The organism is Mucilaginibacter sp. SJ, from assembly GCF_028993635.1.
Classification (GTDB): Bacteria; Bacteroidota; Bacteroidia; order Sphingobacteriales; family Sphingobacteriaceae; genus Mucilaginibacter.
On sequence record NZ_CP118631.1, the window covers coordinates 1,923,397 to 1,936,878 of the forward strand.

13 protein-coding genes and 3 tRNA genes are annotated in these 13,482 nt (G+C 42.1%); 8 read left to right on the plus strand and 8 right to left on the minus strand.

The genetic code is table 11. The features are described 5' to 3' along the window. Positions 1-171 precede the first annotated feature (171 nt). Positions 172-915, plus strand: coding sequence for an AAA family ATPase (locus MusilaSJ_RS07640; RefSeq protein ID WP_274989416.1), 744 nt, complete (start codon positions 172-174; stop codon positions 913-915). 17 nt (positions 916-932) lie between these two features. On the opposite strand, the gene MusilaSJ_RS07645 is transcribed toward MusilaSJ_RS07640, so the two are convergent. Then, positions 933-1,526 carry a dihydrofolate reductase family protein gene (locus MusilaSJ_RS07645; protein ID WP_274989417.1) on the minus strand — a complete coding sequence of 198 codons (594 nt, stop codon included), beginning with the start codon at positions 1,524-1,526 and terminating at the stop codon, positions 933-935. 200 nt (positions 1,527-1,726) lie between these two features. On the opposite strand from MusilaSJ_RS07645, the gene MusilaSJ_RS07650 reads away from it, so the two are divergent. From MusilaSJ_RS07650 to MusilaSJ_RS07665, 4 genes are all read left to right on the plus strand, one after another. Next, complete coding sequence (locus MusilaSJ_RS07650; protein WP_274989418.1) at positions 1,727-2,329, plus strand: NUDIX hydrolase N-terminal domain-containing protein; 603 nt, start codon at positions 1,727-1,729, stop codon at positions 2,327-2,329. A gap of 231 nt (positions 2,330-2,560) precedes the next feature. After that, positions 2,561-2,740 (plus strand): hypothetical protein, encoded by a 180-nt coding sequence (locus tag MusilaSJ_RS07655; protein WP_274989419.1) that lies wholly within the window; start codon positions 2,561-2,563, stop codon positions 2,738-2,740. Between the two features lie 81 nt (positions 2,741-2,821). Then, positions 2,822-4,255: a tetratricopeptide repeat protein gene (locus MusilaSJ_RS07660; protein ID WP_274989420.1), complete on the plus strand. Its 1,434-nt coding sequence runs from the start codon at positions 2,822-2,824 to the stop codon at positions 4,253-4,255. A 332-nt stretch (positions 4,256-4,587) separates the two neighbouring features. Continuing rightward, entirely contained in the window at positions 4,588-5,721 is a 1,134-nt protein-coding gene (locus MusilaSJ_RS07665; RefSeq protein ID WP_274989421.1) for a glycoside hydrolase family 76 protein, read from the plus strand. An 86-nt stretch (positions 5,722-5,807) separates the two neighbouring features. On the opposite strand, the gene MusilaSJ_RS07670 is transcribed toward MusilaSJ_RS07665, so the two are convergent. Then, on the minus strand, positions 5,808-6,188 hold the full coding sequence (locus MusilaSJ_RS07670) for a hypothetical protein (protein WP_274989422.1): 381 nt from the start codon (positions 6,186-6,188) through the stop codon (positions 5,808-5,810). A gap of 116 nt (positions 6,189-6,304) precedes the next feature. On the opposite strand from MusilaSJ_RS07670, the gene MusilaSJ_RS07675 reads away from it, so the two are divergent. Further along, the gene (locus MusilaSJ_RS07675) at positions 6,305-6,460 is read left to right on the plus strand and encodes a lmo0937 family membrane protein (protein WP_112652139.1); all 156 of its coding nucleotides are present in this window, start codon (positions 6,305-6,307) and stop codon (positions 6,458-6,460) included. 126 nt (positions 6,461-6,586) lie between these two features. Continuing rightward, on the plus strand, positions 6,587-6,934 hold the full coding sequence (locus MusilaSJ_RS07680; RefSeq protein ID WP_274989423.1) for a hypothetical protein: 348 nt from the start codon (positions 6,587-6,589) through the stop codon (positions 6,932-6,934). A 16-nt stretch (positions 6,935-6,950) separates the two neighbouring features. Here the strand turns inward: MusilaSJ_RS07680 and MusilaSJ_RS07685 are convergent, their stop codons facing one another. Then, a complete protein-coding gene (locus MusilaSJ_RS07685; RefSeq protein WP_274989424.1) occupies positions 6,951-7,640 on the minus strand; it encodes a DUF2461 domain-containing protein in 690 nt (229 codons plus the stop codon). A gap of 192 nt (positions 7,641-7,832) precedes the next feature. On the opposite strand from MusilaSJ_RS07685, the gene MusilaSJ_RS07690 reads away from it, so the two are divergent. Further along, positions 7,833-8,624: an NIPSNAP family protein gene (locus MusilaSJ_RS07690; RefSeq protein ID WP_274989425.1), complete on the plus strand. Its 792-nt coding sequence runs from the start codon at positions 7,833-7,835 to the stop codon at positions 8,622-8,624. A gap of 603 nt (positions 8,625-9,227) precedes the next feature. On the opposite strand, the gene MusilaSJ_RS07695 is transcribed toward MusilaSJ_RS07690, so the two are convergent. The 5 genes from MusilaSJ_RS07695 to MusilaSJ_RS07715 form a co-directional block, all read right to left on the minus strand. Then, positions 9,228-9,301: transfer RNA gene (locus MusilaSJ_RS07695), tRNA-Cys, on the minus strand. A gap of 6 nt (positions 9,302-9,307) precedes the next feature. Then, positions 9,308-9,380: transfer RNA gene (locus MusilaSJ_RS07700), tRNA-Ile, on the minus strand. A 13-nt stretch (positions 9,381-9,393) separates the two neighbouring features. Further along, positions 9,394-9,467 (minus strand) — tRNA-Pro (locus tag MusilaSJ_RS07705). A 607-nt stretch (positions 9,468-10,074) separates the two neighbouring features. Then, positions 10,075-12,363 (minus strand): GH92 family glycosyl hydrolase, encoded by a 2,289-nt coding sequence (locus tag MusilaSJ_RS07710; RefSeq protein ID WP_274989426.1) that lies wholly within the window; start codon positions 12,361-12,363, stop codon positions 10,075-10,077. Positions 12,364-12,526: 163 nt separating this feature from the next. Beyond that, a complete protein-coding gene (locus MusilaSJ_RS07715; RefSeq protein WP_274989427.1) occupies positions 12,527-13,198 on the minus strand; it encodes a basic secretory protein-like protein in 672 nt (223 codons plus the stop codon). Positions 13,199-13,482 lie beyond the last annotated feature (284 nt).

Here is a 13,482-nt window from a genome sequence, read left to right on the forward strand (position 1 = left end):
TACATAGGCATTCGTAAGGTTATATTAAAATAATAAAAAAACAACCCGTGTTTTCACCGTATTTTTAATCTTACAAAGTATGCAGTTATTGTTCGAGAGTAGATTCCTCGTGCCTTTCGCATAAGCAAATGACTTACAAACAATGCATCAAACCCCTATCTTTACCCTACCATGGAAGCTAAACCTTTTCTCCAGGAGATCCAACTGAAACGAGATATGGTGCCATCGTTTGATGCTTATCCGTTTCACATCCCGGCTATCAGGAACTTGTCGTCATTAAAGTTCCATCGTGATGTTACTTTTATCATTGGCGAAAATGGTTCGGGGAAATCAACGCTGGTAGAGGCCATCGCTTTGCATATGGGTTTCAGTATCGAGGGAGGCTCAAAAAACGCGCAGTTTCAAACGCATAATAATTCGTCGCAACTTTTCAATTATTTAACCGGTATAAAAAGCTACAAAAAGCCAACCGATTATTTCTTTCTCCGGGCCGAAAGCTTTTATAACGTAGCCACCTATATGGAAAACGTTTATGAAAACGACAAAGGCACGTTTGCACGGCAATATGGTGTAAAGTCGCTTCATGAATGCTCACATGGTGAATCGTTCATGGCTACGCTAACCAACAGGCTTACCGGCAACGGACTTTATATATTTGATGAGCCAGAGGCCGCATTATCGCCAAACAGGCAGATGGCGGCACTCTCGCTCATCAATACGCTTGTGAATGAAAACTCACAATTCATTATCGCTACCCACTCTCCTATTTTATTAGCCTACCCGGGCGCAACCATTTACCAGTTAGACGATTCGGGCATAAAACAGGTACAATATGAGGAAACGGAACATTACATGGTTACCAGGCACTTCCTGAATAACCATGCCGAAATGACCCGCATCCTATTTGGTGAATAAGTGACTTCCCGAAAATTTTAAGCTCCCATATTACCGGTTTTAACCGCCCCGGCGCGTTTGTAATTAACAAAGATCACTCCGCTTGGTGTAACGGTGCTTTCTGTTACCGCCAAAGTAGTAGGCACGGTGTCCTCACTGAATATGGTTTTCCCTTTGCCAAGAAGTACGGGATATATTTTAAGCCAGAGCTCGTCCACCAGGTCATGTTTCAGTAACAACTTAACCAGTTCTCCGCTGCCCCACACTTTAATATCCGAACCTTCTGAATCTTTCAGTTTTTTAATATCTTCTATACTTGTAAGGAACACGCTGTTGTTCCAATCGGATTTATCCCTGGTGTTGGATAACACATATTTTTTCACCTCATTGATACCAGGCCAATAATCCGCATGCTTAGGCCAATACTCCTCAAAAATATCGAACGTTTTCCGGCCCAGCAGAATGTCTGTGGCTTCCATCTGCTGCTGCATCATCTTACCCGAAACTTCATCCATAAAAGGTGCAGACCAGCCGCCATATTTAAAACTGCCTGATTGATCCTCTTCCGGGCCACCTGGTGCCTGCATTACGCCATCTAATGTCATGAATGTTAAAACGATTATCTTTCTCATAAGATTTACCTCCTGATGTGGTTGATGTTTAAAATTTGTTTTATTATGATACAAATCTCAGCAATAAGGTAATAATGCCTGCGGTGTATTTGCGACCAATGATAGGATGAATGCGACGGGTAACAAAACATCTTTAACCAATGATTTTATAATTTCTTTACCCCGGTTATATCAGCTGTTAGCTATATTGCAGGCACCATATGAAAAAGAACTATATCGACCTGCTTGAAAACATCTATGCCCTGGCGCAAACCGGTATCAGGTATACCAAAAGCCCTTTCGATATGGAGCGCTATCAAAAACTATTGGATATAGCCACACAGGAATACAGCGAATTTACCGGCCTGGAAACCGAAGTTTTAAAAGAACGCTTTCGCAACGATCTGGGATATGCCACACCAAAAGTGGGCGTTAACGGTATCTTGTTTGATAACAATGGCCGCCTGCTGGTTGAGCACCGCAGCGACGATTTTTTATGGGGTTTGCCCGGCGGCTGGGTTGATATTGGCGAAGACCCGGAAACAGCCATGAAACGTGAGTTTTGGGAAGAGGCCCGGCTAATTGTTGAACCGGTTGAGATCATTAAATTCTTCGCTGTCCCCGCCGGTCAATTTCAGCAGCCCCATAGTTCGGTAGTAGTGCTTTATTTATGCAAATACGTTAGCGGCAATATCGAAACATCCATAGAAAGTCTCGAAATAAAATTTGTTGATCCGGTCGAAATAACCACCTGGCATAAAAACCACGGGGAATATGTAAAAGAAGCGTTACTTCATCGAAAAAAAGCCATGTCGCAAGTATAAAAATTTGTTTCGGTCACTTCCTCTTTATCCACTCCTTTATGAGCTGACGGTTTCGTTTTTTCAGTCTCATTTAATATACTTTCCGCAAAACCGGCAACTATCCGCATAAAACGACACCGCATTTCACATAATGCGTAAAGATTTGACCATCAGCAAAATATAAATGTATATTTATATACCTGCTCGTTTAGCAATTAACTGAACTCAAACTGATTTTTAAACATTAAAGCCATGAGTACATCAACCAAAGCATTCGACAAAAACACCTTTATGGGTTTTAGGGACAAAAATACCTCAATGGGATTTGCTGATAATGAAACAGGCCTTGAGCCCGAAGACGAAGCCGCCGACGGATTTGTAGCTTCGCCCGACCCGGATAATGCAACTGAAGAGCCGTCGATGGATAGTTAGGAACTGTTTTACCTGGCTGGTACCATTACCCTGTATATCTCTACCCCCTAAAAACTGGGTCTTTGTTTTATTTTATCATTTATGCTAAACCACATACTAAAGGGAATGGTTTGCGTATGCCTTTTAACCGGCATTGCCACGGATACCTATGCTCAAAAAAACATATTAAATCGGTTAAGATCAGAAGCGGCCCGGCATAAAAATGATACCGCGGGTGTTGAACCTTTACGCCAATTAAGCTTACAATTGCAGGCCACCTGGCCTGATAGCGCGCTGATTTATGCACAGCAGGGGCTTGAACTGGCCCGCAAATTCTCGTTCAAAAAAGGCGAGGCCGATTGCATGAACCGCCTGGGTGTGGTTTTATGGAAAAATGGCAAGTATGACCAGGCCCTTTCTTTTTTACTCAACTCGTTGAAAATACGCGAAGAAATTAACGACCGTTTGGGTATTTTAAAAAGCCTTAGCGATATAGGCATCGTTTACTCCGACCAATTGGATAACGTAAAAGCCCTATCCTACCATTTTAAGGCTAAAGCTGTTGCCGAAGAACTGCATGAAACAGCGCGCCTGGGAATTATTCTGGCCAATATCGGCAACTGTTACATTAAGCTTAACAAGGTTGATTCGGCTTTAAACTATGAAATGCAGGCTTATACCATAAAGCAAACCTTAAAAGATACGGCTACCATGCCTAACACCTTATCCATTTTAGGCGACATCAACTATAAAATGGGACACACCGCCCTGGCGCTTGATTATTACCGTGTGAGTATAAGTTATGCTGCGAAGGTAAACGACCAAAACAGCCTTGCCGACAGCTACAACAGCGTAGCGCAACTCTATAAGCAAAAAGGCATGACCGACTCAAGCATCTATTATGCAACGCTGGCCCTTAATGCTGCAAAAGCCGCGCTATATCCCGAGGGGATTTTTCACGCCAGCAACCTGCTTACCGATGTGTACCGGGGCAAAAATGAGCATCTTGAGCTGCTTTATTTAAAAACCGCCCTCGCCGCTAAAGACAGTATGTTCAATGCGGAAAAAATTAAGCAGATCCAAACGCTAAGTTTCAACGAGGCGGCGCGGCAGGAGGAAATTGCCGAAGAAAAGCACCGCGAAGAAGAGGCCCGGATAATTAATCTGCAAATGGTAGGCATAGCTGTTTTTATCCCGACATTTTTTTTGATAGTGTTACTGCTGAGCAAAAGCCGTACCCACCGCAAGGTGATTGAGTTTATGAGCGTGTTATGCCTGCTGCTGGCTTTTGAATTCCTAACCCTGTTTATTCATCCTTTTGTGCAGCGCCTCAGTAACCATTTACCCGTACTTGAGTTGGTGATCCTGGTATGCCTGGCCTCCGTGCTGGTACCATTCCATCATAAGCTTACTCATTTCATGCATGAGCGACTGGTACACGGGCATAAACCTCAACAGCCCCCAGTTACCGCGGCGGTACCTTCGCCAGAGAAAAAGGAAACTAAACCACCTGCCGCAAAACGTAAACCTGCGTAAGGTTAAGATAAAACGACTTTTTTTAGCGCAAGTCTTGCGGGCTCGGATGTGTGCTGGCTGACTTGTGATACGCAAGCCCAAGTTACCCGACTCATCAATCCCGGCCCGCAAAACTTGGGCTAAGGATATTATGCCACGCATAGGAACCATGCCCTTCCCCTCACCCGGTTAAAATCACGGTTAAGAATTGGGTTAATGATTTTTTGTGGGTTAAAACGTTGGTTAGCGATCGTTTTTTAACCTATAATTGCCTTGCCTGCGAATCATTAACCAGGAATTAAAACCTTATTCCTCTACCAGACATAAGCCTATTACTAACCAACATTTATCATATGAAAAAACCAATCTGCTTTTTGATCCTGAGCTTGTTCATTACTATCGTAAGCTGCAGCAAGGGCAAAGATATTACCCCCGTTACCGCTAAACCGGGAACGGATACTACCCAAACCGATAACAGTACGGGATTTAGCAGTGCCGATGCCGACCTTGCCTATACAGCATTCAATAACGCTTTTTACGATTCAAATAATAAACTTTACTTCAGCACCACAAAAAAAGATGGCGTTGCAGCTATATGGACGCAGGCTATTTACTGGGATATGGCCATGAATGTTTATGAGCGTACCAAAACCCCTGCACAGCTTACCCGCATTGGCGATATATACCAGGGTAATTATAATCATTACGATGGCTACAACTGGAACAACACCACCGTTTGGTTTATTTATGACGATATGATGTGGTGGGTTATTGCCCTGGCGCGCGCCAACCAGCTTACCGGCAATGCCACTTATCTTGAAAAAGCAAAATCCGGGTTCGAGAGGGTTTGGAACGGCTCTTATGATCCTGTAGATGGCGGCATGTTCTGGGATTTTCAGCACAGTGGAAAAAACTCATGTATCAACTTCCCTACCGTTATAGCAGCCATGAAATTGTATAATATCACCAAGGATGTTTCTTATCTCAACAAGGCCAAATCTATCTATACCTGGTCGAAAACTAATTTGGTTGACGCATCGGGCAAAGTGAACGACAACAAAATAGGCAATAACCCTCCGGGTGGCCAGGATTATACTTATAACTCGGGTACTGCAATTGGCGCAGCCATGGCCTTATACAAACAAACCAACGATGCAGCTTACCTTAACGATGCCAAACTATATGCCGATTATATAAAAAACAATATGTGCACCAACGGCATATTGCCTGCCGAAGGAGATTTTAACGAACAGGGCGTTCTGAAAGCCATTTTCGCGCAATATATAGTGCAACTGATCAACGAGGGTGCCCAAAGCCAATACCTCAGCTGGCTCCAAACCAACGTTAATACCGGCTGGAAAAACCGCGATGGCCGGAACCTTACTTATCGTAATTATGCGGTACCTACCCCAACCGGCGATATTCAATCATACGAAGCCAGCAGCATCGTAACTTTTATGCAGCTGATACCGCCAACTAAGAAATAAGCATTACGGTCTGCTATTTCCCACAAACCGCGAAGGCGCAAAAAAATTATTTTGCGCCTTCGCGGTTTTGCGTGTTTATACATGATTTAAATAGTCCACAATTGCGGCGTATCCCTAAAATGATTGATCTCCTCAATCACATCCAGTACTTCATCGGGCGATAGTTCATTTTCGCCATCTGCAACATAACTAAACACTTTTCCCGGTTGCTCAAAAGTAATATAACCCAGGTAATCGGGGTTGTTTTTTTTATTCGCCTGTAAAAGCTTATCAGGCTGGTTAAGCTTGGCTACAGTTGATTTATCGCGGCGATAAATGCTATAAGTATAGGTTAACACCGGGTGACCGTCTGCATGGGCATCACTATCCGGTATTATAAGAAGTGTTAAATTTTTAGCTATAGTAATAAAAAATGGTTTCATTGTAGTATTAAGTGTAGCATCAAAATATAGCAAGGGGAATGCCATGATCGCAATTTCGATAAAATTAATTTACTTTCAGTATAAATAATATTTTTCAATAAAGATTGAATTATGGCATGATTTTTAAAGTGTTTATATATACAAACTAAAAACATCAAACTATGAGATCACTATTGTATATCATCGCAGTTATCCTCATTATAGGATGGGCGATCAGTGTTTTTGCCTATTCGGCAACAGGTTTAATTCATGCTTTATTGGTAATTGCCGTAATTTCATTTTTACTTGGCATTATCAGAAGCCCTTCAACAGTTTAAAAACTATTTTTTTATAAGAAAACAGAACGCGGGCCGCAAGCCCGCGTTTATTGTTTGGGGATTTAAGCTAAAATGTCACACAAACTTTAATAACATTTGTTTAACGTTATTATAAGCCGTACTACGATGACATTAAGCGACGAAGAATTTAGGGAAGAATATAAACCACTGCATATTCCCTCACATTTTGACCCTGAGGATACTCAGCAAAACAAAGCCATTTACGCGCTGGCACGAATTGGTCATGGTTCGGTAACCGATGTATTGAAAGAACTTGATCTGCTTCAGCCGCACTTTGTTAATGAGCAGGTTACCGCGTTAGTTAAAGCCACTCTTACTAACTTATATAACAAAGGGCTGCTTAAAGGCCAAGAACATAACGGAGAAATGCATTTTAACCTTAGCAAGATTACTAACGCTAACGATGGACTGACAGACACAGGTGATATTAACCGCCTGCCTAAAAGCACATGAGGACATTGGCTTCTTCTCAGTCCTCTTCCTCCCCATTTACATTTGCAGTGAGCACATCACTCATATAATCAAAAAAGGGGCGCATATTTTTAAAGGTATCAGAAGCCTTTATGATGAAGTCCGGGCTTAAAGCCTCCTCATCGGTAAAGCGTCGTCTTACTAAAAACTGTTTATAACGCAGCAACTCAATAGCTTCATGATCTGCAGCATAACCTTTGGGGGCTGTTTTCAGCTGTTCGCCTTTTAAAACGCCAAAAGTTTTTGTAAACTCCTTACTGCCGACAATTTGCTTCAACGGCGAGGCATCAAAAGCGATATCATCGCGGATCCGCTTAAGATCGGGCGTATCCGGGGCCCAAAAGCCACCTGCTATAAATGTATTGCCCGGTTCCAGGTGAAAATAATAACCGCCACGGCGATGCTTGCCCGCCCGTTTAAAATTCCCGCTCCAGTTAGTTTTAAAAGGCGTTTTATCTTTCGAAAAGCGGATATCGCGGTAAATGCGGTGCAGGACCTTTTTTGCGCCGGGCGTTTCGATAACGTCATGTGTATTGAGCAGGTTCAATAGCCCGGCAGTAAAAGCCTCCATAAGTTCAAGCTGCTGTTGATATGCCTCTTTATGTTGTGCAAACCAGTCGCGGTTATTGTTCTGTTTCAGTTGCTTCATAAAATCAAAGGTGGAGGCGGGTAGTATTAGCTGGCTCATAATTAAAAATAGTCTGCAAAAAGCATGATAGCCAAATTAGAGAAATTTGCAGGCTGTCCAAAATCGAATCCGCCCGCACTGTTTAATAATACATTCGGATGATGCTTAAGCAATCGGATTTCCCCTCAAAACAAAAATGTGACACTTGTTTTTTGCCGAAAAACCTATCTTAGCCAAACAATCAAACCTGCTATGAAAAGGCGCTCCTTCGTTAAATCAACCCTGTTAACCGGTGTTACCGCAACTGTTTTACCTGCCATGAGCAAAGCTACAGAAACTTCTCCCAAAGCTGCCGAATACTATGAACTAAGGGTATACAACCTTAAAAATTCGGAACAGCAAAAACTGGTAGAGGATTTCCTGAAAGATACCGCTATACCGGCCTTCAACCGGTTAGGTGTAAAACATGTAGGGGTATTTACCGAAATGAAACCTGAAGGCCAAACCAGGCTTTTTGTGCTGATGCAGTTTAACAGTCTTGCCCATTTCGCAACGGTGACCGATAGTTTCGCCGGCGATGCAGAACTGCAGGCCAAAGGCGCTGCTTACCTTAATGCCCCGGCCGCCACCCCTGCTTATGAACGGATAGAAAGTTCTTTGTTAAAAGCATTTGTACACATGCCGCATCTGGAAGTACTCGAAAATAAAACGAGGATCTTTGAGTTGAGGCAGTATCAAAGCGCAACTGAAGCCGCAGGTAAAAAGAAGATTGAAATGTTTAATGATGAAGGCGAAATAGATGTATTTAAACGCCTCGGTTTCAAGCCCGTTTTTTGGGGCGAAACCGTAATAGGTTCAGAAAGGCCTAATCTTACTTATATGATCACCTTTGATGACCTTGATGCAAAAAACGCGCACTGGAAAGCTTTTGGTAGTGATCCGCAATGGAAAAAAATCAGTGCTATGCCCGAATATGCCGATGCGCTGCTGGTGAGCAAAATAACATCAACTATGCTGGTTCCTGCAGCATATTCGCAGATATAAAATTCTTTTTTGTAGCCTTGCGAAGTCTTGAAATCTTCGTAAGGCTTTTCAGCCAGATTTTTCGTACTTCGTTGAATGCCCTATTTTTCATAAATTTGATCAGCAGCATGGAGGCAAACAGGTAAACACCCAGCGAGGCTGAGATTGAACTTCTGAAAGAAGGATTGAAGCGAAGTTATAAAGAGCGTTTTCAAATGGCCACCCGTTTGTACAAGATACAACAAACCATGAGCAAGGCTTCGATAGTACATAAACCATTTATCAGCAAATAATCTGTGGAGGTATTTGACGAGGAAATATTAAGCCTTTCCAAAACCATATTCCCCCTCAATTTCTCTACTGCCTGTTTCAACATTTGTTTTAAATAGATATTGCCTTAATTAAGATCAAAAGCCCCTGGTTTTGAGAAAGGTCAAAGGTGCGCAATTCTTATTGAGACTTATAACTTCCATCAACCATCACATAAGCCAAGAAATACTCAACAAATATCATAAAAAATACTATTAAATAAGTAAAAACAATAGTTATCCATACCCGGCTCTGCGCCGGGATTATGAAAGTTAAGGCCCGGGCGTAATGCTATTACGCAGGCAAAAATAAAAGAGGCCGGTACAAGATTCGAACTTGCGGACATTCCTTTTGCAGAGGACTCCCTTGAACCACTCGGGCAACCGGCCATGTTGTGGAAATAAAAGGACTTGAATCTTTAACCGACACCGTATAAGGGTGCTGCTCTTACCATTGAGCTATATTTCCAGCTGTAAATCAGCAGGGTAACCCGGACTCGAACCGGGAGCCTCCACATCCCAAATGTGGTAATCTGACCAATTGATATACTACCCTGTAAAGCAAAAAATCCCCTTAGTTTTTATCTAAGAGGATTTTTCAATGTTGTTATATACTTACTATATATACATAGCTATCTCCTCTGATAAATCAGTATGGGTGATGGACACAGTATACATATTGTTGTTTTCATGATGCAATTATACAAACAATATTTAAATTAAAAAATAATATGAAAAATATTTTCACAAATAGATTTGAGATGTGAGACATGAGATTTGAGACAAAAGAAATTTGTTATTCATACCATGCACACCAACCTTAGCGCCTTAGTAAGACACTTCTTCCCTTGGAGATAAGTAATGGAAGATGTCGTAAGCGGGTATTACCTCCCTGGTTGAAAAGCATGTAGCAATACATTCTTGCCAGTTCGAATCCGGAATACACCTGCTGCCAGTAGCCTTTCAATTTAAAACCGCCATTATTCGCCATAGGGTCACCTATTGTTACTTCCTGTATTAATTATTAATTAAGGAAACCCAACCCCAAAACCTTAATTATGACAACCATTAAAAGAATAGCAAATCTAAACAAAAAGGGCCTTTCCAACCCGGAAAGGCCCTTTTAATTTGAGAACTAATTTCTAATCACCAACCTCCAATCACTACTTATGCTTCGCGCTCATATAAAAAGTAATCTCGCCGCCATTCATGATCTCGTCATGACTGATGCATAGCTTATCAAGCGGCTTGCCGTTTAACACCATCTTTTGCACATAAACGTTTTTAGCGCTCTGATTTTTTACATTGATGGTAAACTTTTTACCGTTATCCAGATTGATCACCGCATGGTCAACAGCCGGGCTACCGATTGAATATTGATCTGAACCCGGAGCAACTGGGTAAAAACCAAGGGACGTAAATATATACCAGGCACTCATCTGGCCGGTATCGTCGTTGCCACCTAAACCATCAGGAGTTGGTTTGTACATCATTGGTAAAATCATGCGTACGCGCTCCTGTGTTTTCCATGGCTTATTTGTCCAGTTGTACAGGTAGGCTACGTGGTGCGATGGTTCGTTACCATGCACATAGTTACCGATAATACCGTCGCGGGTGATATCTTCTGTTTCGGCAAAATATTTATCAGGCAGGTTCATGGTAAACAATGAATCCAGGTAACGTACAAAGCGCTTATCGCCACCCATCAGTTTGATCAGGCTTTCGGGATCCTGCGGCGCGAACAATGTATAGTTCCAACTGTTACCTTCAATAAAACCTTCGTTAATGGTGCTTAACGGATCAAACTTAGTCCTGAATGAACCATTGGCCAGTTTTGGGCGCATAAAACCAACTGCAGGGTCATAAACGTTTTTATAATTTCCCGAGCGTTTAATGAATTCCTCGTAAATGTCATTCCTGTTCAGTTTTTTAGCAAGCTGAGCAATAGCCCAGTCATCAAAAGCATATTCGAGGGTTGAAGACACTGATACACCGCTTTTTTCATCGGGGATGTATCCTTTATCCATATACTCGCCAATCCCTTCATAATCGCGGTGACGGGCTGTGGCAACACAGGCATCAAGTGCTTTATTAGCATCAAAATTCACATTACCTTTTATTACAGCATCGGCAATTACAGCAACGCTATGGTAACCGCTCATACACCAGTTTTCGTTACCCGAGTTTGACCATACCGGCAGCATATGCTCCGGGCTTTGATCAAAGTGCGCCAACATCGACTGGATCATATCCGCGTTACGTTTCGGCTCAATGATATTGAACAGCGGGTGTAATGCCCTGTAAGTATCCCAAAGCGAAAATGTAGTGTAGTTAGTAAAACCATCGGCTTTGTGTGCATTTTGATCAAGCCCCTTGTACTGTCCGTCGGCATCCATGTACAAAGTCGGGTTGATCATGGTATGGTACATAGAGGTGTAGAAATTCAGTTTGGTTTCTTTACTTCCGACAATCTCTATTTTATGCAGTTCCTGTTCCCAAAGCTGCTGGCCGTCATTTTTTACCTTATCAAAATCCCAACCCGGTGCTTCGGTACGCATATTATTCAGCGCACCGTCCATACTTACAGGAGATATGGCAAACTTAATTTTGATCTTCTCCCCTTCTTCGGTTTTAAAGTCGAAGTAACTGCGGATTTGCCTGCCTGCAATTTCAGGGAAGTTTTTGGTTTGATTGAATTTACCCCAGAAACCACCGTACACCTCACGCTTGTCATATTTTTTATATCCATGCTGATAAAATGGCTTTGAAAATGCCATCGCGAAGTATAAGGTACGTGTGCGGGCCCAGCCATTGGTTTGACGGTAGCCTACAACTGTTGAATCGTTAACAACTTTAACGTAAGTCCATACGTTTTTGTCGGGGTAGTTATAGATTCCGGCCATGAGGTCGAGTATAATGTGCGACTGATCAGACTTGGGGAAAGTATATTGATGAAAACCAACTCTTGCTGTGGTAGTTAGCTCGGCAGTAATATTATTAGCGTCAAGTTTTACTTTATAATAGTTGGCCCCGCTAACCTCATTCTGGTGCGAAAACCCCGAACGGTAGCCGCTACCGGTTTTATCGGCCACACCCGGATTGAGTTTCAAAGCACCAACGGTTGGCATAATTAAAAAGTCGCCCAAATCTGAGTGACCGGTACCGCTGAAGTGGGTATGACTAAAGCCTACTATCGTTTTATCGTCATACTGATATCCTGCACAATATTTATATACATCCGGATTGTAATGACCGTCCTTTTCATAACCGGCAGTGTCTGTTTCGGGGCTTAATTGCACCATACCAAAAGGTACCGTTGCTCCGGGATAGGTATGCCCCATGCGTTGCGTACCTATAATAGGATTAACATAATCAACCAGCTTTTCTGTTTTGGTTTGAGCCTGGCTATAAACGGCCGTACCTATTAATAATGCTGTAAGTAATCTTCTCATTGTAATCTAAAGTATATTCATTGTTTCCTCTTATATATGAGGAAATTCTGCATCGTGGCCGCTGGCCTTGTAATCTTTTTTAACAAAGCAACTAATTTATGTAAAGCAGCCCGCTAAATATGGGAGTACGTGGTATTTGTTACAGATACCTGTAACAAACGGTTTAAACCGCGGGATTTAAAGCATAAGCGGCCCACAATTCATCCACTGTTTTACCTGTTAGGTTTTTCCAACTCTCGTTGGTGAAAGTATGCTCACGCAGTTGCTTATCAAGTATTTTTACCAGATCGGGCTTTGCGTTTTTTTCTGCCCATACCAAAAAGCGTGCAGTTACGCGATATGCATTATCATAGTTTTGGGTTGACTTAAATGCTGGTAATGCCCATTTGGCCCCGGCGTTGTCTACTCCAAATTTAAACCGGGCATAATCGGCAATCCCTTCGGTTAACCATCCGGGGCCATCGCTGTTGCCATAAGCCTGTACAATGTGCATTACTTCGTGGGTAACCACATCAATATCGCCCGGATGTTTGGTCATGTATTTCGCGCTGAACACTACAGTGTCATTACCGGTAGCAGCCACGCCGTCATAAGCAGTATCGATAACAAACGTTACTTTTTTAGATGTTTTTTTGTTGTACTCCTTTGCAAGCTTTGGATACACTTCAAAAAAGGTTTTGATCAGCCTCTCTTTCAAATCTGTGCCAAACGCGGCATCCTTGCTGATAAAAGTTACCTGATAGTCCTTTTGTTTAAAAACTTCCTGCGCATGGGCATTCAATCCCATGAACAAGCCCGAAATTAAGAATAGTGAGAAAATAAATATTTTTTTCATGAATAGTTTTGGTTTTTGCGATTGATAATAATTAAAACCATCCAAATATAGATAAAACGTTTTATCATTAAAACATATTCCTCTGTAATATTATTAATAGTTTCCTTTCAATTTGTTCAAAAACAAACGCCTGTTGCTCTTCAAACAACAGGCGTTTTATTAATTAAACAATATTATCAAAAAAGAACTATGAAGCAGTTGAACTATGATGGAGTTAGCCCCCCAACTATCCCAACCGGTTCTAACTAACCAGGTGAGCAGCATCTGTGTTCAAAGCTAACTAA

What these genes read in the sequence shown, in the direction of transcription:
- MusilaSJ_RS07640 (WP_274989416.1), top strand. Translation starts at nt 172, where the DNA reads ATGGAAGCTAAACCTTTTCTCCAGGAGATCCAACTGAAACGAGATATG.
- MusilaSJ_RS07645 (WP_274989417.1), bottom strand. Translation starts at nt 1,526, where the DNA reads ATGAGAAAGATAATCGTTTTAACATTCATGACATTAGATGGCGTAATG.
- MusilaSJ_RS07650 (WP_274989418.1), top strand. Translation starts at nt 1,727, where the DNA reads ATGAAAAAGAACTATATCGACCTGCTTGAAAACATCTATGCCCTGGCG.
- MusilaSJ_RS07655 (WP_274989419.1), top strand. Translation starts at nt 2,561, where the DNA reads ATGAGTACATCAACCAAAGCATTCGACAAAAACACCTTTATGGGTTTT.
- MusilaSJ_RS07660 (WP_274989420.1), top strand. Translation starts at nt 2,822, where the DNA reads ATGCTAAACCACATACTAAAGGGAATGGTTTGCGTATGCCTTTTAACC.
- MusilaSJ_RS07665 (WP_274989421.1), top strand. Translation starts at nt 4,588, where the DNA reads ATGAAAAAACCAATCTGCTTTTTGATCCTGAGCTTGTTCATTACTATC.
- MusilaSJ_RS07670 (WP_274989422.1), bottom strand. Translation starts at nt 6,188, where the DNA reads ATGGCATTCCCCTTGCTATATTTTGATGCTACACTTAATACTACAATG.
- MusilaSJ_RS07675 (WP_112652139.1), top strand. Translation starts at nt 6,305, where the DNA reads ATGAGATCACTATTGTATATCATCGCAGTTATCCTCATTATAGGATGG.
- MusilaSJ_RS07680 (WP_274989423.1), top strand. Translation starts at nt 6,587, where the DNA reads ATGACATTAAGCGACGAAGAATTTAGGGAAGAATATAAACCACTGCAT.
- MusilaSJ_RS07685 (WP_274989424.1), bottom strand. Translation starts at nt 7,640, where the DNA reads ATGAGCCAGCTAATACTACCCGCCTCCACCTTTGATTTTATGAAGCAA.
- MusilaSJ_RS07690 (WP_274989425.1), top strand. Translation starts at nt 7,833, where the DNA reads ATGAAAAGGCGCTCCTTCGTTAAATCAACCCTGTTAACCGGTGTTACC.
- MusilaSJ_RS07710 (WP_274989426.1), bottom strand. Translation starts at nt 12,363, where the DNA reads ATGAGAAGATTACTTACAGCATTATTAATAGGTACGGCCGTTTATAGC.
- MusilaSJ_RS07715 (WP_274989427.1), bottom strand. Translation starts at nt 13,198, where the DNA reads ATGAAAAAAATATTTATTTTCTCACTATTCTTAATTTCGGGCTTGTTC.